This window comes from Curtobacterium sp. Csp1, assembly GCF_013347185.1.
Map to the genome: position 1 here is coordinate 3,270,252 of NZ_CP054594.1, position 25,761 is coordinate 3,296,012.

Below are 25,761 nucleotides of genomic sequence, written 5' to 3' on the forward strand. Positions count from 1 at the left end.
AGCGACGGTGCGGGGCGGGGCCGAGCCGTGCCTCCAGGCCTTGTACGCTGGGTGACCGTGACCACCGAGCACCCCACCGAGCAGGCACCCGTCGACCCCGACGCCTACGACTTCCGGCGCATCCAGGAGAAGTGGCAGCCGCGGTGGGAGGAGCTCGGACTCTTCACCACCGACCTCGACGACAGCCGCCCGCGCAAGTACATCCTCGAGATGTTCCCGTACCCGTCCGGCGACCTGCACATGGGCCACGCCGAGAACTGGGCGCTGGGCGACTTCGTGGCGCGCTACTGGCGGCAGCAGGGCTTCAACGTGCTGCACCCGATCGGCTGGGACTCGTTCGGGCTGCCCGCCGAGAACGCCGCCATCAAGCGCGGGGTCGACCCGCGTGAGTGGACCTACGCGAACATCGAGCAGCAGAAGGCGTCGTTCAAGCGCTACGCGCCGTCCTTCGACTGGACGACCGAGATCCACACCTCGGACCCCGAGTACTACAAGTGGAACCAGTGGCTGTTCCTCAAGATGTACGAGAAGGGCCTGGCATACCGGAAGGACAGCTGGGTCAACTGGGACCCGGTGGACCAGACCGTGCTCGCGAACGAGCAGGTGCTGCCCGACGGCACCTCGGACCGCTCCGGCGCCGTCGTCGTCAAGAAGAAGCTGACGCAGTGGTACTTCGCGATCACGAAGTACGCCGACCGCCTGCTCGACGACCTCAACCAGCTCGAGGGCCGCTGGCCGGCGAAGGTCATCGCCCAGCAGCGCAACTGGATCGGCCGGTCGGTCGGTGCCGACGTCGACTTCGTCATCGAGGGTCGCGACGAGCCCGTCACCGTCTTCACCACGCGCCCGGACACGATCCACGGCGTGACGTTCCTGGTCGTGGCGCCGGACTCCGACCTGGCGGCGTCGCTGGTCTCCTCGGCCGAGCCCGCGGTGCGCGAGGCGTTCGACGAGTACCTGACGGCGACGCAGAAGACCTCCGAGATCGACCGGCAGAACGCCGACCGTCCGAAGACGGGCGTCCCGCTCGGCCGCTTCGCGATCCACCCGCTGACGGGCGAGCGTCTGCCGATCTGGGCCGCCGACTACGTGCTCGCCGACTACGGCCACGGTGCGGTCATGGCCGTCCCGGCGCACGACCAGCGCGACCTCGACTTCGCGCGGGCGTTCGACCTGCCCGTCAAGGTCGTCGTCGACACCAACGCCGCCGTCACCGGCGCGATCCCGGTGATCCCCGAGGGCGCGACGCTCGAGGACCTGCCCGCCCTCGACCCCGTCTCCACCGGCGAGGCGCTGACCGGCCAGGGACGGATGATCAACTCCGGCCCGCTCGACGGCATGTCGAAGCAGCACGCGATCACCGCGGCGATCGGCCTGCTCGAGGAGCGCGGCACCGGTCGTGCCGCGAAGACCTACCGCCTGCGCGACTGGCTCATCTCGCGGCAGCGCTTCTGGGGCACCCCGATCCCGATCATCCACGGCGCCGACGGCACCGAGCACCCGGTGCCGTTCGACCAGCTGCCGGTGCGACTGCCGTCGACCGAGGGCCTCGACCTCAAGCCGAAGGGCACCTCGCCCCTCGGCGGCGCCACGGACTGGGTGAACGTGCCGAACCCGGTGGACGGCTCGCCGGCGCTGCGCGACACCGACACGATGGACACGTTCGTCGACTCGTCGTGGTACTTCCTGCGCTTCCTGGCCGCGAACGACGACACGCAGGCGTTCGACCCGGCCATCGCGCGCAAGTGGGCTCCGGTCGACCAGTACATCGGCGGCATCGAGCACGCGATCCTGCACCTGCTGTACGCCCGCTTCGTCACGAAGGTCCTGTTCGACCTCGGCTACCTCGACTTCACCGAGCCGTTCTCGGCGCTCCTCAACCAGGGCATGGTGCTGTCCGGCGGCTCGAAGATGTCGAAGTCGAAGGGCGGCGTCTCGCTCGGCGACGAGCTCGACGCGAACGGTGTCGACGCGATCCGCCTGGTGATGGGCTTCGCCGGCCCGCCGGAGGACGACATCAACTGGGAGGACGTCTCTCCGTCGGCGTCCGCGCGCTTCCTCGCCCGTGCCTACCGCCTGGCGACCGACGTCACGTCGTCGCCCGACGCCGTGTGGGCCGACGGCGACCGTGCACTCCGGCAGGTTACGCACCGCTTCCTGGCGGACGCCCCCGGCCTCATGGAGTCGTTCAAGTTCAACGTCGTGATCGCGCGGCTCATGGACCTGGTGAACGTCACCCGCAAGGCCATCGACAGCGGCCCCGGCGCCGGTGACCCCGCCGTGCGCGAGGCCGCCGAGACCGTCGCACTGGCCCTCGCCGTGTTCGCGCCGTACACCGGCGAGGAGATGTGGGAGAAGCTGGGCTACGAGGCCACCGTCGCCACGTACGGCTGGCGGAAGGCCGACCCGACGCTGCTCGTGCAGGACACCCTGACGGCGGTCGTGCAGGTCAACGGCAAGGTCCGGGACTCGTTCGAGGTGTCGAAGTCGATCGAGGCGGACGAGCTCGAGCAGCTCGCGCGTGCGTCGGCGAACGTGCAGCGGTACATCGGCGAGCGCGAGATCGTGAAGGTCATCGTGCGGGCGCCGAAGCTCGTGAACATCGCGATCAAGGGCTGAGGCGGTTGTCGATGCGAGCAATCGACCCCGAGTTCTTCTCCGGAAGCCACATCGACAGCAATTTTGAACCTTCTACTGAACGGTCGGGGACAGACTGATGACGACGCCTCTGCGCTCTATAAGCATTCAAGGCTTTCGTTCGATTGAATCCCTTACCCTTGATCTTTCCGGCCCGATCACTCTGCTCATTGGCGCGAACGGAGCGGGGAAGAGCAACCTCGTTGATGCTTTCGAGCTGCTGGGCTACGCGGTGGATGGGCGTATATCGAAGCATATTGCGAAGCTGGGGGGAATTTCTCAGCTCGTACACCGGGGGCCAGGTAGACCTTCTTCAGACTCCATTGACCTGCAGATCTGGGGCGATTGGGTAGAATCAGCGAGAGGAGCAATTCGCAACGGGTACGCCTTACGGCTTGAGCCTGCTGCTGATGACTCCGCCATTCTGACAGAGACCACATTCCTGCATCGAGATTCATATCAGCGGCCCTATAGCAACTCCCTGGGTGTTAGTAGAGACGGGAGGCTCAAGGAGAGGATCTCCGATCACGTCTCACACGAGTATCTCTTCGATGTACTGTCGGGCTGTCGAGTCTTTCATTTCGACGATACAAGCGTCTCTGCGCCACCCTTGCGTAGGGTAGACGTCGCCGACGGCGAAATGCTTCACGATGATGCCCGCAACCTCGCAGCAGTGTTGCTCGAGATGCGTGAGAATAGTTCTCGACAATATGATCAGGTCGTCCGGTCTGTCCGTAACATTGCTCCTTTTTTCGATGATTTTGTGCTCCGGCCCCGCGGCGATACTGTCTTGCTGCGATGGCGTGAGAGAGGATTGGACGACGTACTTTCGGGGAGTGCCTTGAGCTCGGGGACTCTCCGTTTCATCTGTCTTGCTGTGCTGCTACAGCAGCCGAGAAAACCCTCTACGATCATCCTGGACGAGCCTGAATTGGGTCTGCATCCTGCTGCTATTCATCAATTGGCCGCACTGTTTCGTAACTTGGGACCGGAGCATCGCCTGATAGCGGCTACTCAATCAGTCACCCTTCTAGGCCAGTTCGGGCTTTCGGAGGTAGCAGTCGTTGAGCGGAGCGCTGGTTCAACGGTGGTGATGCGCCCCAACGAGTCCGAGCTCCAGAACTGGCTTCAGGACTACTCGGTGGGAGAGCTTTGGGAGATGAATCTCCTCGGAGGCAGGCCGACATCTTCGCCTCTCGCTAGCGGAGCCGATGATGACTAGGCTCGTGGCTGTTGTCGTCGAAGGCCAGACTGAGGAAGCTTTCGTCAATGTCGTCCTCCAGCCTCTCGCCTCGCAACGCGGGATGCACCTGACGCCGATCGTCGTTCACACTTCACGATCGGCGGATGGTCGTGCGCACAGAGGCGGTGGAAACTGGGCGCACTACGAAAGATTGGTCAGGAATCTGGTCAGCCAGCCCCATTGGGATCGCGTGACGACGATGCTCGACTTCTATGCCTTCCCGAGTGGCGGCCCGGTCTGTGGGTGCAGCGGTTCTCACAAGCAGCCGACCTGTGTAGACGAGATCGAACTTCGCATGGGTTCGACCTTGGGTAGTCCCGAGAAGTTTCGCCCATTTGTCATGTTGCACGAGTTCGAGACGCTCGTCATAGCGGCGGGCGCGGAGGCTCCCGACATCTTCGACGATCGTGAGCTGCCTGCAACTTTCGCTCGCCTGATAGATGAGCATGGTGGAAACGCTGAGCTGATCAACAACGGTCGTAGCAGTGCCCCGTCGAAGCGGGTAGTCAGGTTGCTGCCGGACTATGACAAAGTGAGAGACGGGGTCGCCATCATCTTCCCTCACTTCAAAGCAGCCCTCGCAGCGACGCCACACATGAAAACGTGGATGGATGAGCTCGGCCTTGGCTAGCTTGTTGATGATCAAACGCGGGTGCAAGTCATCCTCATCCGTCCGCGCGATGGCTGCATCTGGAACTCACGCCTCAGGACACTGATCGTCGCAAGCCTGCTTGGAGGGCTCCGTTGAAGTTGCCCCGTACGGCTGGCGGAAGGCCGACCCGACGCTGCTCGTGCAGGACACGCTGACGGCGGTCGTGCAGGTCAACGGCAAGGTCCGGGACTCGTTCGAGGTGTCGAAGTCGATCGAGGCGGACGAGCTCGAGCAGCTCGCGCGTGCGTCGGCGAACGTGCAGCGGTACATCGGCGAGCGCGAGATCGTGAAGGTCATCGTGCGGGCGCCGAAGCTCGTGAACATCGCGATCAAGGGCTGAGGCCCTCCTCCACAGGCATCGGCCCGGCGTCGCCCTCCACAGGGGCGGACGCCGGGCCGTCGTCGTCGGTCCGGCGTTTCTAACGTGCCGGCATGGCTCCTGTTGACCCGGTCCCCGACGCCCGCTGGCGACGCTGGACGCTGACGCCGCGGACGGCGGTGGTGCTCGGGGCGGTGGTCGTCGCGGTCGCGCTCGCGATCGTCGGCGTGGGTGCCGTGGGGGAGCGCTCGACGGGGCAGGTCACGGTGTCCGGTGGGCCGGCCGGGTCGGTCGCGGGGTCTGGGTCGGCGTCCGGGGCCGCGTCCGCCGGGACGGACGGTCGGCCTGGAGGCACGGGGGCGCCCCGGTCGCTCGACGCGCGTCCGACGGGTGGTCCGGCTCCGTCAGCGACGGCGGTGCTCGTCTCCGTGTACGTGGTCGGCGCGGTCGCTCGCGCGGGGGTCGTCGAGCTGCCGGACGGCTCCCGCGTGCAGGCCGCGATCGAACGAGCAGGCGGGGCGACCGACGTCGCGGACCTGACGCGGGTGAACCTGGCGCGCCCGGTGGTCGACGGTGAGCGGCTGTACGTGCCCGCGGTGGGCGAGACCGAGGTGCCGGCGGCGCTCGGTCCGGACGTGGCGGGCGGCGCCGACGGTGGTGCCGGGGCTGGCGCCGGTGGCGGCTCGACTGCCGGTGCCGGCGGCGCGGGTGACGTCGTCGACCTGAACCGGGCGGACCAGGCGACGCTCGAGACCCTGCCCGGGATCGGTCCGGCCCTCGCCGCGCGGATCATCGCCTGGCGGGAAGAGCACGGCGGCTTCACCACGGTCGAGGACCTGCTCGACGTCAGCGGCATCGGCGACGCCCGGTTCGCGGAGCTCCGGGAGCGGGTCCGCGTGTGAGGGGCGTCGACCTCCGTCCGGTCCTCACGGACCTGCGGTTCGCCGGCCCGGTCGCCGTGGCGTGGGTGGTCGCGGTGCTCCTGGTCGCGCAGCCCGGGTCCGCGATCGTCGTCGCGGCGGTCGCCGCCGGTGTCGCCGTGCTCAGCGGGGTCGTCACCGGGCACCCGGCACTCCGCCCGCGGGTGCGGGCGGTCGGCGCCGTCGTGCTGACCGCGGGGGCGTGCTGCGTGCTCGTCGCGGTGTCGATCGCGGTCGGGCAGGTGCACCGCGACCCCGAGGCCCTGCGGCGTGCCGTCGGCCACAGCGCCACGGTCGTTGTCGACCTGCGCCGCGACCTCGCGCCGGGCGACCACTCGGTGGTCGGAGCGCTCCGCGCGGTGGACGGGCACGGTGTCGGGGCCGTGCCGGTGCGGGTGGTCACGACCTCCGACACGGTGCTGCCAGCGGGGACCCTGCTCACCGGGCGCGCGACCGTCGAGCGGGACGACCCAGGATCGCCGACCGCGGCGGTGCTCTTCCTGCGCGGCGAGCCCGAGCGGGAGCCACCGACCGGCGCGCTGGCGGCGACGGCCGAGGTCCGCCGGGCCTTCGTCGCCGTCACGGCGGACCTGCCGGAACCGGGCGCCGCCCTCCTCCGCGGTCTCGCGATCGGCGACCGCAGCGGGCTCGACCCCGGGACGGAAGCCGCGATGGAGACGTCGGCGCTCACCCACCTGACGGCGGTGTCCGGCTCGAACTGCGCGGTGGTGGTCGCACTCGTGATGACGGTCGGCCGCGGGCTCGGCGCGCCCAGGTGCGTGCGCGCCGTCGCGGCGGTGGCGCTCCTCGTCGCCTTCGTCGTGCTCGTCCGCCCGGACCCGTCCATCCTGCGGGCGACCCTGATGGCCGTCGTCGTGCTCGTCGTCCGCCTGACCGGACGGCCGGTCCGCGGCGTGCCCCTCGTCGCCCTGGCCGTGCTCGGGATGCTCGTCGTCGACCCCTGGACCGGGCGGGCGATCGCGTTCGCGCTCTCGGTGCTCGCGACCGGCGGCATCCTCGTGCTCGGGCCACCGCTCACCGAGCTGCTCGCGCGGCGACTCTGGCCACCGGTGGCCGCCGCGGTGGCGGTCCCGGTCGCGGCGCAGGCGGCCTGCTGGCCGGTGACGATCGTGCTCGCCCCGGTGTTCCCGACCTACGCGGTGCCGGCCAACCTGCTCACCGAGCCGCTCGCGCCGGTCGTCACGGTCCTCGGCCTCGCCGCGTGCACGGTGGCACCGGCGTGGCCCGCGGCGGCGGCGGTCCTGGCCGGCGTCGCCTGGGCACCGGCCGCCGCGATCGGGTGGGTGGCGCACACCGCAGCCGCGCTCCCCGCGGCGTCGATCGGGTGGCCCGCCGGCGGGACGGGGATCGTCGCCGCGGTCGTCGTGAGCGGAGCCGTCGCGGGGGCCGTGCTCGTCCGCGAGCGGCTCCGGGTCCCGGTGCTCCTCGTCGGTGCGGTCGCACTCGCGCTGGGCGTCGGCGCGGTCGCGGTGCCCCGCGCGGTCCTGCGGACGAGCGTGCCGGCCGACTGGTCGGTGGCCATGTGCGACGTCGGACAAGGGGACGCGGTGCTCGTCCGGGCGCCGGACGGCCCGATCGCACTCGTCGACACCGGGGACGACGAACCGCGCCTGCTCGCGTGCCTCGACCTGCTCGGGGTGGACCGGCTGGCGCTGCTCGTCCTGACGCACTTCGACCGGGACCACGTGGGCGCGCTGCCCGCCGTCGCGGGGCTGGTCGACCGTGCGCTCGTCGGACCGGTCGGGCGCGCCGAGGACGCCCGGGTCGTCGAGGACCTGCGCCGCGCCGACGTGCAGGTCGGGACGGCGGACGACACGACCGAGGGCACGCTCGGCGCCCTGGGGTGGCGGGTCGTGTGGCCGCCGTCGGGTTCCATCGAGGCGGGCAACGACGCGAGCGTCGTGCTCGCCACGACCGAGTCCGCCGGGTGCGGGACCTGCGTGTCCGGCGTCTTCCTCGGTGACCTCGGTGAGCGGGCGCAGCGGCGGCTCCGCCCGCACCTGGACGTGCACCCCGACGTCGTCAAGGTCGCGCACCACGGGTCGGCCGACCAGGACCCGGGGCTCTACCGGCAGCTGGCTGCGCCGGTGGGGCTGATCGGCGTCGGGGCGGACAACACGTACGGGCACCCCACGCAGCGGACGCTCGACCTGCTCCGGGTCGCGGGGACGACGGCGTTCCGAGCCGACCGGCAGGGGACGGTCGTCGTCTCACGGGACCGCTCCGGGGCGCTCCGGGTCTGGACGGAGCACCCGGACGGCGCATCTCCGGAGCCGACCGGTGGAGTGCGGGCCGAGCCGTCGGCGGCCGGCCGTAGGATCGTCGCGGGCCCCGAACGAACCCGGAGCCGACCCCGGCGCCGACCTCGGCGTCGTCCACGACCCGGCCCGCGACGGAAGGACCGCATGCCCGCCAAGAAGCCCTCGCGCGCCGCCGCCGCCATCGACCAGGTGCCGTGGTCGGGGATCCGTCCCGCGCCCGTGGTGCTCGTCACCGGGCCGGAGGCGTTCCTCGCCGACCGTGCGATCGGTGTCCTGCGCGACCTGCTCGTGGGCGAGGACCCCGCGCTCGAGGTGCACGACCTCGAAGCCGACCAGTACGCACCGGGGCTGCTCGCGACGCTCGCGAGTCCGTCGCTCTTCGGCGAGCCCCGACTCGTGCGGGTCACGAACGTCGAGAAGTGCACGGACGCCTTCATCACCGAGACCATCGCGTACCTGCAGGGCCCGGCGGACGACGTCACGCTCGTCCTGCGGCACGGCGGCGGGGTCCGCGGCAAGAAGCTCCTCGACACGATCCGCAGCGGGATCGGCGGTGGCGTCGAGGTCCAGTGCGACGAGCTCAAACGCGACACCGACAAGATCGACTTCGTCAACGCCGAGTTCCGCGCCGCCCGTCGCAAGGTCGCACCCTCGGCCGTGCGCACGCTCGTGGCGGCGTTCTCCGACGACCTGGCCGAGCTCGCGGCCGCGTGCCGGCAGCTCCTGGCGGACGAGGCCGAGGAGATCACCGACAAGGTCGTCGACAAGTACTACGGCGGGCGCGTCGAGACGAACGCGTTCAAGGTCGCCGACATCGCACTCGCGGGGCGCTCGGCCCCGGCGATCCTCGAGCTGCGGCACGCCCTGGCGACGGGGGAGGCCCCGGTCCCGATCGTCGCCGCGTTCGCGAGCAAGATCCGCACGATGGCGAAGGTCAGCTCCTTCCGTGGCACGAGCGGCCAGGCGGCGTCCGCCCTCGGCATGGCGCCGTGGCAGGTCCAGCGTGCACAGCGGGACGTCGCCGGGTGGAGCGAGGCCGGGTTGGCGAACGCGATCACGAGCATCGCCGAGGCGGACACCGCGGTGAAGGGCGGCTCGCGGGACGCGCACTACGCGCTCGAGGTCATGGTCCGCACGATCGCCCGGCGCGGCGAAGCCCGCTGACCCGACGGCGCGCCGCCCGCGCGGTGCTGGCGCCTGTGCGTGGCGCGTCGTGCGGTCGCACAACCGGAAGCACGCCGAACCACGCACTTCCGTGGTGCGTCGTGCTTCCGGTTGTGCCGCGTCGTGCCCGCCCGCGGCTCGCACACACGCCCCGGCGCCGGCCCTCAGCGACCATGCCGGCCCCCGGCGACCATGCCTGCGCCCGCCCCGGTGTCCGCACCCCGGCAACGACGAAGGCCCCGCACCGAGCGGTGCGGGGCCTTCGTGCGGCACTCAGTAGATCAGAGAGCAGGATCTCAGAGGGCAGAGACCTTCTTGGCGATGGCCGACTTGCGGTTCGCCGCCTGGTTCTTGTGGATGACGCCCTTGCTCACGGCCTTGTCGAGCTTCTTCGAGGCGAGGACGAGGGCCGCGGTGGCCTTGTCCTTGTCGCCGGCGGCGACGGCCTCGTTGGTGTGACGGATGACCGTCTTGAGCTCCGAGCGGTAGGCCTTGTTGCGCTCCTGGGCCTTCAGGTTGGTCTTGATGCGCTTGATCTGCGACTTGATGTTCGCCATGCGTGTTGCTCCTTGTCGTCTCTCCGGGTGGTCGCGACGTCTGGGTAGAGGGGCCCTCCGTCGCATCGCGTTCCACCCGTGGGCGGGGAACGCGGAAGCCAGCCACCAACTCTACCAGCAGGACGGGGTCCCACCAAAGACCGAAGCGTCGCGGTCGGAAACCACCCGGCAACACGCAGCCGCTACCGTGACGGCATGCCCTCCCTCGCGCCCCGGATCGACACCGTCCCCGCCTCCGGCATCCGCCGGGTGTACGAGCAGGCCGCCCTGCTCCAGGCCGACGGCACCGACGTGGCGATGCTCGTGATCGGCGAGCCGGACGTCCCGGTGGCCCCGCACGTCGGCGAGGCGGCGCGCCGTGCCTGGTCCGAGGACCGCACCGACTACACGCCGAACGGCGGGATCGCCCCGCTCCGTGCCGCGATCCAGGAGAAGCTGCGCCGCGAGAACCGTATCGAGGTCGACCTCGAGCAGGTCTGGATGACGATCGGTGCGACGCAGGCCCTGTTCCAGGCGATGACCCTCGTCCTCAGCCCGGGCGACGAGGTGCTCGTGCCGGACCCCGGGTACACGACCTTCACGATGAACGCGCACATCCTCGGCGCGACCCCGGTGCCGTACCGGCTCGAGCCGCAGCACGGCTTCGAGCCGGACCTCGACGCGCTCGAGGCGAGCATCACCGAGCGGACCAGGGCGCTCGTCGTGAACTCCCCGTCCAACCCGCTCGGCTCGGTGTTCGGCGAGGACACCCTGCGCGCCCTGCTCGCCCTCGCGAAGCGGCACGACCTCTGGGTGATCAGCGACGAGGTCTACGAGTACTTCACCTACGGCACCCGCCACGTCAGCATCGCCGCCCTCGACGAGGACGACCGCGTCTTCAGCGCCTTCTCCCTGAGCAAGACCTACGCGATGACCGGTGTCCGCGTCGGCTACCTCGTGACACCGAAGGGCCTCGGCCCGACGATGCGCACCACGCAGGAGGCGATGATCAGCTGCGTCGCGGAGCCGGACCAGTGGGCGGCACTGGCCGCGATCGTCGGCGACCACCAGTCCGTCCAGGACGCCCGCGAGCACTACCGCGCGAACCTCGCCGTCGCGAAGGAGGTCCTCGACGCAGCCGGGATCCGCTACCTCGACCCGCGTGGGGCGTTCTACCTCTGGGTCGACGTGTCGCACGCCGCCGCCGGCGACGTCGCGGAGTGGGCCCTCGCGTTCCTGCACCGCGAGCACGTCGCGGTCGCGCCCGGCAGCGCCTTCGGCCGCTCCGGCGAGGGCTGGATCCGTGTCTGCCTCGCCGCCACCGCGGACGACCTCCGCCGCGGCCTCGGCGCGCTGCCCGCCCCCGCCACGGTGGCCGTCTGACGGACTGGAGGTACGGGGCGACCCCGCCACGCGCCTCCCGTCCGTCCTCAACACCACCTGGTGCGGCGCCCGCCGTCCACAGGTGTGCCGGCGCTGCGCGCTCCGCGCGCACAACCGTGGGACAATCGTTCGACCGTCCCGACCCCTGAGGAACCGTGAGCCCACAAGCATCCGCGCCACTCGAGCCCGCCGCGACCCCGGCCGGGTCGATCCGCAACTTCTGCATCATCGCGCACATCGACCACGGCAAGTCGACGCTGGCCGACCGCATGCTGCAGATCACCGGCATCGTCGAGGACCGTGCGATGCGCGCGCAGTACCTCGACCGCATGGACATCGAGCGCGAGCGCGGCATCACGATCAAGTCGCAGGCCGTCCGTATGCCGTGGGAGTTCGAGGGGCAGACCTTCGCGCTCAACATGATCGACACCCCGGGGCACGTCGACTTCTCGTACGAGGTCTCCCGGTCCCTCGCCGCGTGCGAAGGTGCGATCCTGCTCGTCGACGCCGCCCAGGGGATCGAGGCGCAGACGCTCGCCAACCTGTACCTGGCGCTCGAGAACGACCTCGAGATCATCCCGGTCCTCAACAAGATCGACCTGCCCGCGGCGGACCCGGACAAGTACGCCGCGGAGCTCGCGCAGCTCATCGGCGGCAAGCCGGAGGACGTCCTGCGCGTCTCCGGCAAGACCGGCGTCGGCGTGCCCGAGCTGCTCGACCGCGTCGTCGGCTCCGTGCCCCCGCCCGTCGGCACCGTCGACGCGTCGCCCCGCGCGATGATCTTCGACTCCGTCTACGACAGCTACCGCGGCGTCGTGACCTACGTCCGGATGGTCGACGGCACGATCAAGCCGCGCGAGAAGGTCCAGATGATGTCGACGGGGACGACGCACGAGATCCTCGAGATCGGGGTGTCCTCGCCCGAGCCGAAGCCGACGAAGGGCCTCAGCGTCGGCGAGGTCGGCTACCTGATCACCGGCGTGAAGGACGTCCGCCAGTCGAAGGTCGGCGACACCGTCACGACCGCGCAGAAGCCCGCGACCGAAGCGCTGGCGGGCTACACCGACCCGAAGCCGATGGTGTTCTCGGGCCTGTACCCGATCGACGGCTCCGACTACCCGGACCTCCGTGAAGCGCTCGACAAGCTCAAGCTGTCCGACGCGGCGCTCGTCTACGAGCCGGAGACCTCGGTCGCGCTCGGCTTCGGCTTCCGCTGCGGCTTCCTCGGTCTGCTCCACCTCGAGATCATCACCGAGCGCCTGTCCCGCGAGTTCGGCCTCGACCTCATCACCACCGCGCCGAGCGTGATCTACGAGGTCACGAACGAGGACAACACCGTGACCGAGGTCACGAACCCGTCCGAGTTCCCCGGCGGCCGCATCGTCGAGGTCCGCGAGCCCATGGTCCGTGCCGCGATCCTCGCGCCGAAGGACTACGTCGGCGCGATCATGGAGCTCTGCCAGTCGCGTCGCGGCTCCCTGCTCGGCATGGAGTACCTCGGCGAGGACCGCGTCGAGATCCGCTACGAGATGCCCCTCGGCGAGATCGTCTTCGACTTCTTCGACCAGCTCAAGAGCAAGACGCAGGGCTACGCCTCCCTCGACTACGAGCCCACCGGCGACCAGGCTGCCGACCTCGTGAAGGTCGACATCCTGCTGCAGGGCGAGCAGGTCGACGCGTTCAGCGCGATCGTGCACCGCGACAAGGCGTACGCGTACGGCACGCTCATGACCGAACGACTGCGCAAGCTCATCCCGCGCCAGCAGTTCGAGGTCCCGATCCAGGCGGCCATCGGTGCGCGCATCATCGCCCGCGAGAGCATCCGGGCGATGCGCAAGGACGTCCTCGCGAAGTGCTACGGCGGTGACATCACCCGCAAGCGCAAGCTCCTCGAGAAGCAGAAGGAGGGCAAGAAGCGCATGAAGATGGTGGGTCGCGTCGAGGTCCCGCAGGAAGCCTTCATCGCCGCGCTCTCGGGTGACGTCGAAGAGAAGAAGAAGTAGCGCGGAGCCCGGGCGGGCAGGTGCGCCCGAGTCGCCCGGGTAGGCTTGCCGCATGAGTTCCCGCGGCAGCTACCGGACCGCCCTGACGTACGGCGCCGTGGGCGCGACCCAGGCGGCGGACCTCATGACCTACCCGCCCGAGGGCTTCGTCCCGGCGGAGTCGCGGGCCCGGATCGGGCACGGCGACCAGCGCTTCGAGACCGCCGTCACGCAGACGCTGTCCTGGCAGATCCAGGAGCGCAGCGGCATCCGGGTGCGCGTCGAGGACCAGCCCGACGACGACGAGGTGCGCTACAACCCGGTGACCTTCGACGAACGGGGCGTGCCGATCGCGCCGGCGTCGATCGGGACCCCGCGCGTCGAGAAGTTCGCGGCCGACGGCACACCGCTCCTGACGGCCGGCACGACGGCCACGCTCGAGATGCACGCGTTCGGGCAGACCGTGCATGCGCCGGTCCGGGTCGTGTCGATCATCGACGAGACCGACCGAAAGGGCTTCGCCTACGGCACGCTCGAGGGTCACCCGCTGTCGGGCGAGGAGTCGTTCGTGGTCGAGCGCACCGCCGACGGGTCGGTCTGGCTGCAGGTCCGGCAGTTCTCGCAGCCGGCGAGCCCGAAGTGGCGCTTCCTGTCGCCGCTGCTCAAGCGGCAGCAGAAGGTCATGGCGGCGAAGTACCTCGAGGCGCTGCGCGGCGACTGACCCTGCGCTGCGCGACGACTGACGCCGCGCTCCGCGATGGGTGCGCTACCGCAGCGGGGGGAGCGCGGCGATCGCGTCCTCGATGAGCCCCGCGTCCTGCACGCAGTCCCGCGCGACCGTGACGGCGTTGGTCGTGCGGAGGGCGTCGACGTCGTAGACCCCGGTCGCGACGGCGAGGAACGGGATCCCCGCGGTGTCCGCGGCCTCGCCGTCCCGCGGGGTGTCCCCGACGATCACGGCGCGGGTGCCCGCCAATGCGGCGGCGGCCCTCGCGGTCACGCCGGACCGGTCGACCTCCTCGTCGCCGAAGAACGAGTGCTCCCAGTCGAAGGCGTCCACGGCGAACCCGGCGCCGGCGAGCTTCACGCGCGCCCGGTGCTCGGAGTTGCCGGTGAGCAGCCCGTTCCGCCAGCCCAGGGCGGCGAACCGCTGCACGAGCGCGGTCGCCCCCGGTGCGGGCGAACGACGGTCACCCCGCCGGTGCCGCTCGTCGGTCAGGTCCCGCAGGTGCCCGGTGACGGTGGGGATGAGCGCGTCGTCGAGGTGGTGCGCCCGGACGTGCTCGGCGATGAGCCCCGCGTCGGTGCGCCCGTGCTGGTGCCCGACGCGCAGGGCGAGGTCGCGACCGACGGCCCGTTCGAGCGCGAGGTGGTAGAGGTTGCCGGGCGAGACGGCGTTCAACACGAGGGTGCCGTCGATGTCCCACAGCACCGTGGTGGGGACGGTGTGGTGCTCCATGCCCTCCATCATGACCGAGAATGGAGTCCATGCCGAGTGCTCTGCCGATCGCCGACCCCGCGCCGTCGGACGGCCTGATCATCCCCGGCCCCGGAGCGGGCGACGTCCCCTTCGGCGTGTACGTGCACGTGCCGTTCTGCCGGGTGCGCTGCGGCTACTGCGACTTCAACACCTACACGGCGTCCGAGCTCCGCGGGGTCCGCCGCGACGACTACGCCGGCCACGCGGTGCAGGAGATCGCCTGGGCGGCCGAGGTGCTCGACCGCTCCGGTGTCCCGCGCCGACCGGTCTCCACGGTGTTCTTCGGCGGCGGCACCCCGACGATGCTCCCTGCGTCGGACCTCGCGATGATCCTGCGGGCGATCGACGACACGTGGGGGATCCTGCCCGGGGCAGAGGTCACGACCGAGGCGAACCCGGACTCCGTCGACGCGGACGCGATCGGCACCCTGCAGCGCGCGGGCTTCACGCGGATGAGCTACGGCATGCAGTCCGCGGTGCCGCACGTCCTCGCGACGCTCGACCGCACGCACGACCCCGAACGGGTGCCCGTCGTCGTCGACCTCGCGAAGCAGCACGGGCTCGACGTCTCGCTCGACCTCATCTACTCGACGCCCGGCGAGTCCCTGGACGACTGGCGGACGTCACTCGACGCGGCGTTGGCGTGCCGGCCCGACCACGTCTCGGCGTACTCGCTCATCGTCGAGGACGGCACGGCGATGGGCCGCGCGGTGTCGCGCGGCGAGCTCCCGGCCCCGGACGACGACCTCGCCGCCGACATGTACGAGCTGGCGGACCGGGTCCTCGGTGACGCCGGCTACACCTGGTACGAGGTCTCGAACTGGGCCCGGGCGGAAGCGGACGGCAGTCCGGCGCAGCACGCGAGCCGGCACAACCTGTCGTACTGGAAGGGACACGACTGGTGGGGGATCGGACCTGGCGCGCACTCCGCGGTGGCCGGCACCCGCTGGTGGAACGTGAAGCACCCGGCCGCGTACGCGAACCGGGTGCTCGCGGGGGAGTCACCCGCCGCCGGCCGCGAGATGCTCGACGACGAGACCCGGTACGTCGAGCGCGTCCTGCTCGCCGCGCGGGTCCGCGGCGAGCTCACCACGGCGGAGCTCCGACCGTCGTCACGCGAGCGGGTCGCCGGGCTCATCGCACGCGGACTCGTGGACGGTCCAGCCGCGGTGCGGGGGCGGCTCGAGCTGACCCAGCAGGGTCGGCTGCTAGCGGACGCGGTGGTCCGCGAGCTGCTCGACTGACCTGGTCCTGCTCGAGCGGCCTAGTTCTTGATGAACTCGATCGTGAGCGGGTACTTGTAGAGGTCGCCACGGTTCGCTGCGATGGCCGCCATGATCGCGAAGACGATGACGAGCACCCCGATGATCGGGAGCAGCACGAAGCCGATCAGGACGATGCAGAGCAGCCCCGCGACGATGTACGCGATGGCGGCGGTGATGTGGAAGTTCAGCGCCGTGCGGGTGTGCTCCTTGATGAACGACCCACGGTCGCGGAGCACCAGGTAGGCGATCAACGGCACGAGGAAGTTGAAGAAGATGCCGCCGACGTGCGTCAGGGTCGCCCACAGTCGCTGGTCCTCCGGCGACATCGGCTGCGGGACCTGGTACCCCTGCGGGTACTGCGGTCCGCCGGGGTTCGCCGGCCCCCCGGGCTGCTGGTCGTAGGGCCCTCCGGGCTGCTGTCCGTAGCTCATGCCCAGAGCGTAGCGGGAGGGGCCCGCCCGGGTCCCGGTCCGTCGGCGGTCGGGCGTAGGATCAGCAGTCGAGACGTCCGAGTGCCAGCATCGAACGGAAGGGGTCCGGATGGTCAGCGAACGCTCCCTCGAGGTCCTCAAGGCCATCGTGCGGGACTACGTCGCGTCGCGCGAGCCCGTCGGCTCGAAGTCGATCGTCGACCGGCACGCCTTCGGGGTGAGCGCCGCGACGATCCGGAACGACATGGCCCTGCTCGAGGACGAACAGCTCATCGTGGCCCCGCACACCTCGTCGGGCCGGGTGCCGACCGACAAGGGGTACCGGGTCTTCGTCGACCACCTCGCGGCCGCCCGCCCGCTGTCCAGCGCGCAGCGCCACGCGATCGAGACGTTCCTCGGCACCCCGAACGACCTCGACGAGGTCCTCGGCCGCACCGTCCGGCTGCTCAGCCAGCTCACGAACCAGGTCGCACTCGTCCAGTACCCGTCGATGGTGCGCGCCCGCGTGCAGCACATCGAACTCGTCCGCCTCGGCGACACACGGCTCATGGTGGTGCTCATCACCGACACCGCCCGGGTCGAGCAGCGCGTCGTCGAGACCGACGTCCCACTCGACGAAGCCGCTCTCGGCGAACTGCGTTCGGTGCTCAACGGCGCGTCCGTCGGGCTGCTCCTGCACGACGTGCCCCGGGCGCTCCGGGCGGTCCCGCAACAGCTCCGCCCCGACGCCCAGACGCTCGCCGGCGTCGTCGTCGCGACGCTCATCGAGCAGGTCGCGGCGAACCGACAGGACCGCCTGGTGATGGCGGGGGCGGCGAACCTCGCGAAGAGCGAACGCGACTTCTCCGGCGGATTGTTCCCCGTGCTCGAGGCGATCGAGGAGCAGGTCACCCTGCTCCGGCTCTTCGGGGAGATGCAGGTGGACGACGTCGCGGTCGCCGCGAGCATCGGCGCCGAGAACGCCGAGTACGGGCTCGACGCCACGAGCATCGTCGCGGGCGGCTACCTGGCCGGCGGCGGCGAGGTCGCGCGGCTCGGGGTGCTCGGGCCGACGCGGATGGACTACGGCACGAACATGGCCGCGGTGCGCGCCGTCGCACGGTACCTGTCCAAGCTCCTGGGCGAACATTGACCGACCCGGCCCCCGACGGGCACAGGCCGCCCCGCCCGGGTGATCCGTGCCTCCAGACCGACCTGACCGGCGGCGAACGCCGCACCGACCGAACCGACTGAGGGATACGTGGCAGACCACTACGACGTCCTCGGCGTCCAGCAGGACGCCTCCGATGCCGACATCAAGAAGGCGTACCGCCGGCTCGCGCGCGAGCTGCACCCGGACGTGAACCCGAGCCCGGACGCGGCCGAGCGCTTCAAGGACGTGACGCACGCGTACGACGTGCTGAGCGACCCCGAGCAGCGGCGGCGGTACGACGCCGGACCGCAGGCGGACAGCCCCTTCGGTGGCGGCGCCGGCGGGTTCAGCGACATCTTCGATGCGTTCTTCGGCGGCGGCGGCGGTGGCGGGCGGGGCAACGGTCCGCGCAGCCGGGCCGAGCGTGGACAGGACGCCCTGCTGCGCATCGAGGTCGACCTCGACGAGGTCGTCTTCGGCACCCACAAGGACGTCGAGGTCGACACGGCCGTCGTCTGCGAGACCTGCAACGGCTCGTGCTGCGCGCCCGGCACGAGCCCGCGCACGTGCGACATCTGCGGCGGCAGCGGCCACATCCAGCGTCAGGTCCGGTCGCTCCTCGGCAACGTGGTGACGAGCGCCCCGTGCGGCACCTGCCGCGGCTACGGCACCGTCATCCCGAGCCCCTGCCCGACCTGCCAGGGCCAGGGCCGCGTCCGTGCGCGCCGCACGATCCCGGTGGACGTCCCCGCCGGCGTCGAGACCGGGCTCCGCCTGCAGATGCCCGGTCAGGGCGAGGTCGGTCCGGCTGGTGGCCCCTCGGGTGACCTCTACCTCGAGGTGAAGGTCCGCCACCACGACGTGTTCAGCCGCGACGGCGACGACCTGCTCGCGACGCTCGAGGTCCAGATGACCGACGCGATCCTCGGCGCGCACACCACGATCGACGGTCTGGACGGCCCGGTCGAGCTCGAGCTGCGCCCGGGCGTGCAGAGCGCCGACGTGCTCGTGATCAAGGACCGCGGGGTCACCAAGCTCCGCGGCAACGGTCGCGGCGACCTGCGCGTCGGCGTGCAGGTCGTCACCCCGACCAAGCTGTCGCACAAGGAGCGCCAGCTCGTCGAGCAGCTCGCGAAGTCGCACAAGGCCGCGAAGCCGCAGCTCGCCCGGTTCCAGCAGGGCATGTTCGGCAAGCTGCGCGACCGCTTCCTGCACTTCTGATGGCGTCCCTCCACCTGGTCGACCCGGGCACGCTCGACGGTGTCGGGGTCGGTGACACCGTCACGCTCGACGGTCCGGAGGGCCGGCACGCCGTGTCGGTCGCGCGGGTCCGTGTCGGCGAGGCCCTGCGCATCGCCGACGGCCGCGGCACGGTGGTGGCCGGGACGGTCGCGTCGACGGGTCGCGACGAGCTGACGCTCACCGTCGACGCCGTCACGGTCGAGTCGGCGCTCCGACCGGCGCTCGTGCTCGTGCAGGCGCTCGCGAAGGGCGGCCGCGACGAGATGGCGGTGCAGGCCGCGACCGAGATCGGGGTCGACCGCATCGTCCCGTGGGCGGCGACGCGGAGCGTGTCGCGGTGGGACGGCGCGAAGGTCGAGAAGGGTCGGGCCCGGTGGGCCGCGATCGCGCAGGAAGCCGCGAAGCAGGCCGTCCGGTCCCGCGTCCCCGAGGTGGACGCACCAGTGACGACGGCGCAGCTGGCATCGTCGTCGGGTGTCGGCCCGTCGTCTGGTGTCGGCCAGGAGGCTCGGCGTGCGCTGGTCGTGCTGGACCCGGTGGGCGCGGTGCGGCTGTCGGCGTGGGAACCGCCGGCGGACGTCGACGAGATCGTCCTGGTGGTCGGTCCGGAGGGCGGGATCGACAGCGCCGAGTTCGACCGGCTCGAGCGCGCCGGTGCGGTGCGGGCGCGGCTCGGCGACACGGTGCTGCGCACCTCCACCGCGGGCCCGGCCGCCCTGGCCGTCCTCCAGACGCGGCTCGGACGCTGGTAGCGGTGGACCGGGAAGGTCCGGCGTCGGACCCGCGTTCTACGATGGACCAATGAGCACCAGCACCCCGAGCGTCTTCTCGAAGATCATCGCGCGCGAGATCCCCGCCACCGTCGTGGCCGAGGACGACCGCGTGATCGCGATCGAGGACATCGCGCCGCAGGCCCCGGTGCACGTGCTCGTCATCCCGAAGACCGGGCAGTACCGCGACGTCGGCGCCCTCGCCGCGGGCGACCCGGACCTGTTGGCCCACGTCGTCGCCACCGCCCAGCGCATCGCCGACGAGCGCGCGGGCGGCCAGTACCGACTCGTCTTCAACACCGGCGAAGCCGCCGGCCAGACCGTCTTCCACGTGCACGCGCACGTGCTCGCGGGCGAACTGCACGAAGGGAACCTCCTTGCCGGTTGACACGACCGCCCACCACGACGCCGAACCGTCGGACGTCACCGTCGACATCCAGGTCGACGGCATCGCGATGGTCCAGCTCCTCGGCCCCCAGGACCGCCTGCTCAAGACCGTCGAACGGCAGTACCCGGGCGTGCGGGTCCTGGTCCGCGGCAACGAGGTCACACTGACCGGCCCGGAGCGGGACGTCGCCCGTGCCCACGCGCTCGTCGACGAGCTCGTCGGGATGGTCCGGCGCGGCCAGGACATCGGGCCGTCCGACATCCCGGTCTCCGCCCGGATGCTCGACGACGACCGCAAGCCCTCGGACACGTTCGGCACCCCGATCGTCTCGAGCCGCGGCAAGTCGGTGCGTCCGAAGACGGACGGGCAGCGTGCCTACGTCGACGCCATCGACGAGCACACCATCACGTTCGGCATCGGTCCGGCCGGTACCGGCAAGACCTACCTGGCGATGGCCAAGGCGGTCCAGGCCCTGCAGCGGCGCGAGGTGAACCGGATCATCCTGACCCGCCCCGCGGTCGAGGCCGGCGAGCGGCTCGGATTCCTGCCGGGCACGCTGACCGACAAGATCGACCCCTACCTGCGCCCGCTGTACGACGCGCTGAACGAGATGATGGACCCGGAGCTGGTCCCGAAGCTCCTCGCCGCCGGCACGGTCGAGGTCGCTCCGCTCGCCTACATGCGCGGCCGGACGCTCAACGACTCGTTCGTGATCCTCGACGAGGCGCAGAACACCACGCCCGAGCAGATGAAGATGTTCCTGACGCGCCTGGGCTTCGGCTCGAAGATGGTCGTCACGGGCGACATCACCCAGGTCGACCTGCCCGGCAACCTGTCCGGGCTCCGGCTCGTGACGCGGATCCTCGGCGACGTCGAGGACATCCACTTCGCCCGGCTCGGCAGCGAGGACGTCGTCCGCCACACGCTCGTCGGCCGGATCGTCGACGCCTACACCGTCTACGACGAGGAACGTCTCGCCGAGCAGGCCGGACACCGTCCCGGCGGTCGGGGCACCGCGCCCGCCGGCAACCCCGCCGGAGCGAACCGCGCCGAGCGTCGGGGACGGCCGCCGCAGGACCGGCAGCAGTCCCCGTACCCCCAGAACGACGCCCGAGGAGGCAACCGGTGAGCATCGAGCTCAACAACGAGTCCGGCGTCGAGGTCGACGAGGCAGCAATCCAGCGCCTCGCCGCCTTCGCGCTCGACGCGATGCACGTCCACGCGGACGCGGAGCTCGCGATCGTGCTCGTCGACGAGGGCGCCATGGAGCAGCTCCACGTCCGGTGGATGGACGAGCCCGGCCCGACCGACGTGCTGAGCTTCCCGATGGACGAGCTGCGACCAGGGACCGAGGACGAGCCGACGCCCGCCGGACTCCTCGGGGACATCGTCGTCTGCCCGCAGGTCGCGGCGGAGCAGGCGAAGACCGCCGGGCACACGAGCACCGACGAGATGCTGCTCCTCACCTGCCACGGCATCCTGCACCTGCTCGGGTTCGACCACGCCGAGCCGGAGGAGAAGGCCGAGATGTTCGGACTCCAGGGCGAGATCCTCTCCGCGTTCGCTGCCCAGCAGCGCGGGCGGTGACCTGATGGTGCTCGTCGCCGTCCTGCTCGCGGTGGCGTTCGTGCTCGTCGTCGTCGGTGGTCTGCTGGCCGCGTCCGACGCAGCGCTCACGGTGCTGTCCCGCGCCGACCTCGACGAGATCGCGAAGGACAGCAGCCGCCGTCGGGCGATCGAGGCGATCGCGGACGACGTCGGCGCGCACGTCAACGCGCTGAACTTCGTCCGCGTCCTGGCCGAGACCGCCGCCGCGGTGCTCGTGACCATCGCACTCGTCACGGTGTTCGACACCTGGTGGGTGGCGCTCATCGTGTCCGCGGCGATCATGACCGCTGTTTCGTTCGTGCTCGTCGGGTCCAGTCCGCGCAGCGTCGGGCGGGCGCACGCGGAGCGCTTCATCGCCGCGACCGGCGGGCTCGTCCGCGGGGTCCGGATCGTGCTCGGTCCGCTCGCCGGGCTGCTCGTGGCGATCGGTGACCGGGTCACGCCCGGACGCGGTCGCAGCGCGTCGACGGTGTCGAGCGAGGAGCAGCTGCTGTCGCTCGTCGACGAGGCGACCGAGAGCAACGTGCTCGAGCAGGACGACCGGGAGCTCATCCACTCGGTGTTCGAGTTCAGCGACACCCTCGTGCGCGAGGTCATGGTGCCGCGCACCGACATGCTGACCGTCGACGGGGACGACACCCTCGCGGCCGGGATGGAGCAGTTCCTCGTCGCCGGGGTGTCGCGCATGCCCGTGACCGGCAAGGACAGCGACGACGTCCTCGGGGTCCTGTACCTGCGCGACGTGTCCCGCGCGCTGTACGAGCGGCAGGGCGCTGGGCAGGAACCCGTGACGACGCTGCTGCGTCCGGCCGAGTTCGTGCCGGAGTCGAAGCACGCCGACGACACCCTCCGGCACATGCAGCTCGCGAAGAACCACCTGGTCCTGGTCGTCGACGAGTACGGCGGGGTCGCCGGGCTCGTCACGATGGAGGACCTCATCGAGGAGCTCGTCGGGGACATCTCCGACGAGTACGACCGCACCGTCGTCGACCGCACCGAGGTCGAGCCCGGCGTCTGGCGCATCGCGGCCCGGCTGCCGATCGACGAGCTCGGCGACCTGTTCGGCATCGAGCTCGAGGACGACGACGTCGACACCGCCGGCGGACTCCTCACCAAGGAACTCGGCCGACTGCCGGCCAGCGGCGAGCAGGTCAGCGTGTCCGGTCTGCTGCTCACCGCCGACCGGGTGGAGGGCAAGCGCCGCCACCTGGTCACCGTCCTCGCGGAGCGGACCGCCGCGCTGCAGGACGCCGAGGACGCCCTCGACGACACGACACCGACCACGACGGGAACCACGAACGCATGACCGACACCGAGACCGGACCGACCACCCCCGAGCGCCCCTACCGCGCCGGCTTCGTGTCGTTCGTCGGTCGCCCGAACGTCGGCAAGTCGACGCTCACCAACGCGCTCGTCGGCGAGAAGGTGGCGATCACGTCGTCGAAGCCGCAGACCACGCGGCGCGCGATCCGCGGCATCGTGCACCGACCCGACGGCCAGGTCATCATCGTCGACACCCCCGGCGTGCACCGGCCACGGACGCTCCTCGGCGAGCGGCTGAACGACCTCGTGCAGTCCACGCTCGGCGACGTCGACGTGATCGGGTTCTGCGTGCCGGCGAACGAACCGATCGGCCCCGGCGACCGCTGGATCAACGAGTCGCTCGACCAGTACCCGCGCGCGAAGAAGATCGCGATCGTGACGAAGATCGACCGCACCGCGAAGGACACCGTGGGGGAGCAGCTCCTGGCGGTCTCGAAGCTGCGCGACTGGGACGCCATCGTCCCGACCTCGGGCACGAAGGGCCTGCAGCTCGAGGCGCTCCTCGGGGAGATCACCTCGCTGCTGCCCGAGTCGCCGCAGCTCTACGACGACGCGACCGTCACCGAGGAGACCGACGAGGACCGCATCGCCGAGCTCATCCGGGAAGCCGCGCTCGAGGGCGTCCGCGACGAGCTACCGCACTCGCTGGCCGTCGTGGTCGAGGACGTCGTCGAACCCGACGACGAGGACGACCCGGACGGGCCGCTGCGCATCTTCGCGAACCTGTTCGTCGAGCGGGACAGCCAGAAGGCGATCGTGATCGGCCGGGGCGGCGAGCGGCTCAAGGACGTCGGGTCGCGTGCCCGGGCCGAGATCGAGTCCCTGCTGGGCGGCCGGCACGTGTACCTGAACATCCGGGTGAAGGTCGCGAAGGAGTGGCAGCGCGACCCGAAGCAGCTCGGGCGCCTGGGGTTCTGACCCGCGTCATCCGCCGGACGGACGCGCTCGTGGCCGGCCGGACGTACCGTGGGGTGGTGTTCCGTCCCATGCTGCGCTCGCAGATCGTCACCGACGTCGTCACGGCGTCGGTGCTCGGGCTGCTCGTGCTCGTGGTGTCGGCGCGCGGGGTGGACGGCCCGGTCAGCTGGCTGACGGTGGTCGGACTGACCGCCGCGCTGGCGTTCCGCCGACTCTCCCCGGGGCTCGCCCTCGGTATCGCATGGGTCTTCGCGGCGTTCCAGATGGTCACGGGCCAGACGCCGAGCATCGCGAACCTGTTCATCGCGCCGATCATGTACACGACGAGCGCGTACGGCAGTCCACGGGTCCGCGGCCTCGGGCTGGCGTCCGCGATCGGCGGGTCGGTCACGGCCGCGCTCTACGAGGGGGTCACGGACTACGGGGTGCGGGTCGGCGAGGCCACTGCGACGACGCCGCTGCAGGAGTCCCTGCAGGTGACGATCTCGTTCTTCGCCGTCACACTCCTGCTCCTCCTGCTGCCGTGGCTCGCCGGCCTCGTGGTCCGGACGCGCCGGTCCGCCAGCATGAGCCGCGAAGCGCAGCTCGTCGCCGAGCGGGACGCAGCCCGGGCCGACCGCGCCGTCGCCGTCGAGCAGGAGCGGGTCCGGATCGCCCGGGACATGCACGACATCGTGGCGCACTCGCTCGCGGTGGTGATCGCCCAGGCGGACGGGGCGCGGTACGCGCTCAAGGCCGACCCCGCGATCGCGGACCAGGCCCTCGGCACCATCTCGAGCACGGCGCGCGGAGCCCTCGGCGACGTCCGTGAGCTCCTCGGGGCACTCCGGCACGAGCAGGGGACCGCCCCGACGCCGGAGGTCGACGACATCGAGAAGCTCGTCGGCGAGATGCGCGACGTCGGGCTGGACGTCCGCGTCGACCGCGAGGGCGACCCCGGACGGCTCCCCACCACCACGCAGCTCGCGGTCTACCGCATCGTCCAGGAGAGCCTGACGAACGCGTGGAAGCACGGCCAGCCCGGAGCCCCCGTGCACGCGTCGCTGACGTACCGTCCGGACACCGTCGAGATCACCGTGGTGAACCGGCGCGCCGACGACGGCACCCGCGGCCCGGGCACCGGGCACGGGCTCGTCGGGATGCGCGAACGGGCGACGATGACCGGCGGCACGATGACCGCGGGACCCCGCGGCGACGACTTCACGGTGGCCGTCCGGATGCCCGCCGTCCCGGCCAGCGGGCAGATGCCCCGCGACCGGATCACCTCGACCCAGCAGGAGCGCACCACCCGATGACCACCACCGCGGCCACCGCCCCCCAGATCCGTGTCGCGCTCGTCGACGACCAGGCGCTCTTCCGCACGGGCATCCGGATGCTCGTCGACTCGCAGCCGGACCTCCTCTTCGTCGGCGAGGCGGGCGACGGAGCAGCGGGTGTCGAGCTCGTCCGCCGGACCCGGGCGGACGTCGTGCTCATGGACGTCCGGATGCCCGTGATGGACGGCATCACCGCGACGTCTCGCATCGTCGAGCAGGGTGGTCCGGACGCCGCGAAGGTCCTCGTCCTGACCACGTTCGACTTCGACGAGGCCGCGGCGAAGGCGATCCGCGCGGGGGCCAGCGGCTTCGTCCTGAAGGACGCCGACCCCGAGTTCCTGCTCGCCGCCGTCCGCACGGTGCACGCCGGCACCGCGGTGTTCGCCGCGTCGGCCACCCGCGAGCTCCTGCGCCGGTACGACGACACCGCCGGACAGTCCGCGCCGGTCCCGCCGTCGTTCGCCGAGCTGACCCCGCGCGAGCGCGAGATCTTCGACCTCGCGGCCCGTGGGTTCAGCAACAGCGAGATCGCCCAGCACGAGTACGTCAGCGAGGCGACCGTGAAGACGCACATCTCGCGGGTGCTGACGAAGCTCGACCTCCGGGACCGCGTGCGGCTCGTGGTGTTCGCGCACGAGCACGGGCTCGTGCCGAAGGCGGAGTGACCGACCGTCATCCGACAGGATGACCCCTCCACAGGGAACCGAGCCGAGCGGACGATCCACAGGAGACGACGGACCGACGCGGGGCGTGCCTCCCGACCGGGAGGG

The 25,761-nt window shown here is 70.9% G+C and carries 23 protein-coding genes and 1 pseudogene; 21 read left to right on the forward strand and 3 right to left on the reverse strand.

The window, feature by feature from the left end; genetic code table 11:
* Positions 1–57 precede the first annotated feature (57 nt).
* The 7 genes and pseudogenes from leuS to holA all read left to right on the forward strand — a co-directional run bounded on the left by leuS (position 58) and on the right by holA (position 9,217).
* Positions 58–2,619, forward strand: coding sequence for a leucine--tRNA ligase (gene leuS / locus HUN58_RS15705; RefSeq protein WP_058742463.1), 2,562 nt, complete (start codon positions 58–60; stop codon positions 2,617–2,619).
* 97 nt (positions 2,620–2,716) lie between these two features.
* Positions 2,717–3,859, forward strand: a complete 1,143-nt coding sequence (locus HUN58_RS15710; RefSeq protein WP_180225159.1) for an AAA family ATPase — start codon at positions 2,717–2,719, stop codon at positions 3,857–3,859.
* Between the two features lie 4 nt (positions 3,860–3,863).
* Positions 3,864–4,511 (forward strand): DUF4276 family protein, encoded by a 648-nt coding sequence (locus HUN58_RS15715; protein ID WP_180225160.1) that lies wholly within the window; start codon positions 3,864–3,866, stop codon positions 4,509–4,511.
* Positions 4,512–4,611: 100 nt separating this feature from the next.
* Positions 4,612–4,872 (forward strand): hypothetical protein, encoded by a 261-nt coding sequence (locus HUN58_RS15720; RefSeq protein WP_180225161.1) that lies wholly within the window; start codon positions 4,612–4,614, stop codon positions 4,870–4,872.
* Positions 4,873–4,964: 92 nt separating this feature from the next.
* Positions 4,965–5,753, forward strand: a complete 789-nt coding sequence (locus tag HUN58_RS15725) for a ComEA family DNA-binding protein (protein WP_180225162.1) — start codon at positions 4,965–4,967, stop codon at positions 5,751–5,753.
* Positions 5,754–6,262: 509 nt separating this feature from the next.
* Positions 6,263–7,492 (forward strand): annotated as a pseudogene (locus tag HUN58_RS20615) (ComEC/Rec2 family competence protein); the annotation flags it as partial.
* A gap of 705 nt (positions 7,493–8,197) precedes the next feature.
* Complete coding sequence (gene holA, locus HUN58_RS20620; RefSeq protein ID WP_254631699.1) at positions 8,198–9,217, forward strand: DNA polymerase III subunit delta; 1,020 nt, start codon at positions 8,198–8,200, stop codon at positions 9,215–9,217.
* 296 nt (positions 9,218–9,513) lie between these two features.
* Here the strand turns inward: holA and rpsT are convergent, their stop codons facing one another.
* Complete coding sequence (gene rpsT, locus HUN58_RS15735; RefSeq protein ID WP_058742457.1) at positions 9,514–9,774, reverse strand: 30S ribosomal protein S20; 261 nt, start codon at positions 9,772–9,774, stop codon at positions 9,514–9,516.
* Between the two features lie 195 nt (positions 9,775–9,969).
* On the opposite strand from rpsT, the gene HUN58_RS15740 reads away from it, so the two are divergent.
* The 3 genes from HUN58_RS15740 to HUN58_RS15750 all read left to right on the forward strand — a co-directional run bounded on the left by HUN58_RS15740 (position 9,970) and on the right by HUN58_RS15750 (position 13,839).
* A complete protein-coding gene (locus HUN58_RS15740) occupies positions 9,970–11,136 on the forward strand; it encodes a pyridoxal phosphate-dependent aminotransferase (RefSeq protein ID WP_141861187.1) in 1,167 nt (388 codons plus the stop codon).
* A 155-nt stretch (positions 11,137–11,291) separates the two neighbouring features.
* On the forward strand, positions 11,292–13,139 hold the full coding sequence (lepA, locus tag HUN58_RS15745; protein WP_180225164.1) for a translation elongation factor 4: 1,848 nt from the start codon (positions 11,292–11,294) through the stop codon (positions 13,137–13,139).
* A 52-nt stretch (positions 13,140–13,191) separates the two neighbouring features.
* Positions 13,192–13,839 (forward strand): DUF1990 family protein, encoded by a 648-nt coding sequence (locus HUN58_RS15750; RefSeq protein ID WP_144801458.1) that lies wholly within the window; start codon positions 13,192–13,194, stop codon positions 13,837–13,839.
* 45 nt (positions 13,840–13,884) lie between these two features.
* On the opposite strand, the gene HUN58_RS15755 is transcribed toward HUN58_RS15750, so the two are convergent.
* The gene (locus tag HUN58_RS15755; protein ID WP_167510043.1) at positions 13,885–14,577 is read right to left on the reverse strand and encodes an HAD family hydrolase; all 693 of its coding nucleotides are present in this window, start codon (positions 14,575–14,577) and stop codon (positions 13,885–13,887) included.
* A gap of 29 nt (positions 14,578–14,606) precedes the next feature.
* On the opposite strand from HUN58_RS15755, the gene hemW reads away from it, so the two are divergent.
* Entirely contained in the window at positions 14,607–15,842 is a 1,236-nt protein-coding gene (gene hemW / locus HUN58_RS15760) for a radical SAM family heme chaperone HemW (protein ID WP_180225165.1), read from the forward strand.
* A 20-nt stretch (positions 15,843–15,862) separates the two neighbouring features.
* Here hemW and HUN58_RS15765 read toward each other — a convergent pair whose 3' ends face one another.
* Positions 15,863–16,294: a DUF4870 domain-containing protein gene (locus tag HUN58_RS15765; RefSeq protein WP_229666891.1), complete on the reverse strand. Its 432-nt coding sequence runs from the start codon at positions 16,292–16,294 to the stop codon at positions 15,863–15,865.
* A 109-nt stretch (positions 16,295–16,403) separates the two neighbouring features.
* Here HUN58_RS15765 and hrcA point away from each other — a divergent pair, with 109 nt between their 5' ends.
* The 10 genes from hrcA (at position 16,404) to HUN58_RS15815 (ending at position 25,656) form a co-directional block, all read left to right on the forward strand.
* Positions 16,404–17,426 (forward strand): heat-inducible transcriptional repressor HrcA, encoded by a 1,023-nt coding sequence (gene hrcA / locus HUN58_RS15770; RefSeq protein ID WP_058742452.1) that lies wholly within the window; start codon positions 16,404–16,406, stop codon positions 17,424–17,426.
* Between the two features lie 108 nt (positions 17,427–17,534).
* On the forward strand, positions 17,535–18,647 hold the full coding sequence (gene dnaJ, locus HUN58_RS15775) for a molecular chaperone DnaJ (RefSeq protein WP_144801452.1): 1,113 nt from the start codon (positions 17,535–17,537) through the stop codon (positions 18,645–18,647).
* Positions 18,647–19,420, forward strand: coding sequence for a 16S rRNA (uracil(1498)-N(3))-methyltransferase (locus HUN58_RS15780; RefSeq protein ID WP_180225166.1), 774 nt, complete (start codon positions 18,647–18,649; stop codon positions 19,418–19,420). Before dnaJ ends, HUN58_RS15780 begins: the two co-directional genes overlap by 1 nt.
* A 49-nt stretch (positions 19,421–19,469) precedes the next feature.
* Complete coding sequence (locus HUN58_RS15785; protein WP_180225167.1) at positions 19,470–19,826, forward strand: histidine triad nucleotide-binding protein; 357 nt, start codon at positions 19,470–19,472, stop codon at positions 19,824–19,826.
* Positions 19,827–19,893: 67 nt separating this feature from the next.
* Entirely contained in the window at positions 19,894–20,955 is a 1,062-nt protein-coding gene (locus HUN58_RS15790; RefSeq protein WP_229666903.1) for a PhoH family protein, read from the forward strand.
* Positions 20,952–21,413, forward strand: a complete 462-nt coding sequence (ybeY, locus tag HUN58_RS15795; RefSeq protein ID WP_058742447.1) for an rRNA maturation RNase YbeY — start codon at positions 20,952–20,954, stop codon at positions 21,411–21,413. The genes HUN58_RS15790 and ybeY overlap by 4 nt, the downstream gene beginning before the upstream one ends.
* Positions 21,414–21,417: 4 nt before the next feature.
* Positions 21,418–22,740, forward strand: a complete 1,323-nt coding sequence (locus tag HUN58_RS15800) for a hemolysin family protein (protein ID WP_141861197.1) — start codon at positions 21,418–21,420, stop codon at positions 22,738–22,740.
* The gene (gene era, locus HUN58_RS15805; RefSeq protein WP_058742445.1) at positions 22,737–23,675 is read left to right on the forward strand and encodes a GTPase Era; all 939 of its coding nucleotides are present in this window, start codon (positions 22,737–22,739) and stop codon (positions 23,673–23,675) included. The genes HUN58_RS15800 and era overlap by 4 nt, the downstream gene beginning before the upstream one ends.
* Positions 23,676–23,731: 56 nt before the next feature.
* Positions 23,732–24,970: a sensor histidine kinase gene (locus HUN58_RS15810; RefSeq protein WP_180225168.1), complete on the forward strand. Its 1,239-nt coding sequence runs from the start codon at positions 23,732–23,734 to the stop codon at positions 24,968–24,970.
* Positions 24,967–25,656 (forward strand): response regulator transcription factor, encoded by a 690-nt coding sequence (locus HUN58_RS15815; protein ID WP_058742443.1) that lies wholly within the window; start codon positions 24,967–24,969, stop codon positions 25,654–25,656. The genes HUN58_RS15810 and HUN58_RS15815 overlap by 4 nt, the downstream gene beginning before the upstream one ends.
* The last annotated feature ends 105 nt before the right edge of the window (positions 25,657–25,761 follow it).

Coding starts and splice junctions, on each gene's coding strand:
- HUN58_RS15710 (WP_180225159.1), top strand. CDS start 2,717: ATGACGACGCCTCTGCGCTCTATAAGCATTCAAGGCTTTCGTTCGATT.
- HUN58_RS15725 (WP_180225162.1), top strand. CDS start 4,965: ATGGCTCCTGTTGACCCGGTCCCCGACGCCCGCTGGCGACGCTGGACG.
- holA (WP_254631699.1), top strand. CDS start 8,198: ATGCCCGCCAAGAAGCCCTCGCGCGCCGCCGCCGCCATCGACCAGGTG.
- rpsT (WP_058742457.1), bottom strand. CDS start 9,774: ATGGCGAACATCAAGTCGCAGATCAAGCGCATCAAGACCAACCTGAAG.
- HUN58_RS15740 (WP_141861187.1), top strand. CDS start 9,970: ATGCCCTCCCTCGCGCCCCGGATCGACACCGTCCCCGCCTCCGGCATC.
- HUN58_RS15750 (WP_144801458.1), top strand. CDS start 13,192: ATGAGTTCCCGCGGCAGCTACCGGACCGCCCTGACGTACGGCGCCGTG.
- HUN58_RS15755 (WP_167510043.1), bottom strand. CDS start 14,577: ATGGAGCACCACACCGTCCCCACCACGGTGCTGTGGGACATCGACGGC.
- hemW (WP_180225165.1), top strand. CDS start 14,607: ATGCCGAGTGCTCTGCCGATCGCCGACCCCGCGCCGTCGGACGGCCTG.
- HUN58_RS15765 (WP_229666891.1), bottom strand. CDS start 16,294: ATGAGCTACGGACAGCAGCCCGGAGGGCCCTACGACCAGCAGCCCGGG.
- hrcA (WP_058742452.1), top strand. CDS start 16,404: ATGGTCAGCGAACGCTCCCTCGAGGTCCTCAAGGCCATCGTGCGGGAC.
- HUN58_RS15780 (WP_180225166.1), top strand. CDS start 18,647: ATGGCGTCCCTCCACCTGGTCGACCCGGGCACGCTCGACGGTGTCGGG.
- HUN58_RS15785 (WP_180225167.1), top strand. CDS start 19,470: ATGAGCACCAGCACCCCGAGCGTCTTCTCGAAGATCATCGCGCGCGAG.
- HUN58_RS15790 (WP_229666903.1), top strand. CDS start 19,894: ATGGTCCAGCTCCTCGGCCCCCAGGACCGCCTGCTCAAGACCGTCGAA.
- HUN58_RS15800 (WP_141861197.1), top strand. CDS start 21,418: ATGGTGCTCGTCGCCGTCCTGCTCGCGGTGGCGTTCGTGCTCGTCGTC.
- era (WP_058742445.1), top strand. CDS start 22,737: ATGACCGACACCGAGACCGGACCGACCACCCCCGAGCGCCCCTACCGC.
- HUN58_RS15815 (WP_058742443.1), top strand. CDS start 24,967: ATGACCACCACCGCGGCCACCGCCCCCCAGATCCGTGTCGCGCTCGTC.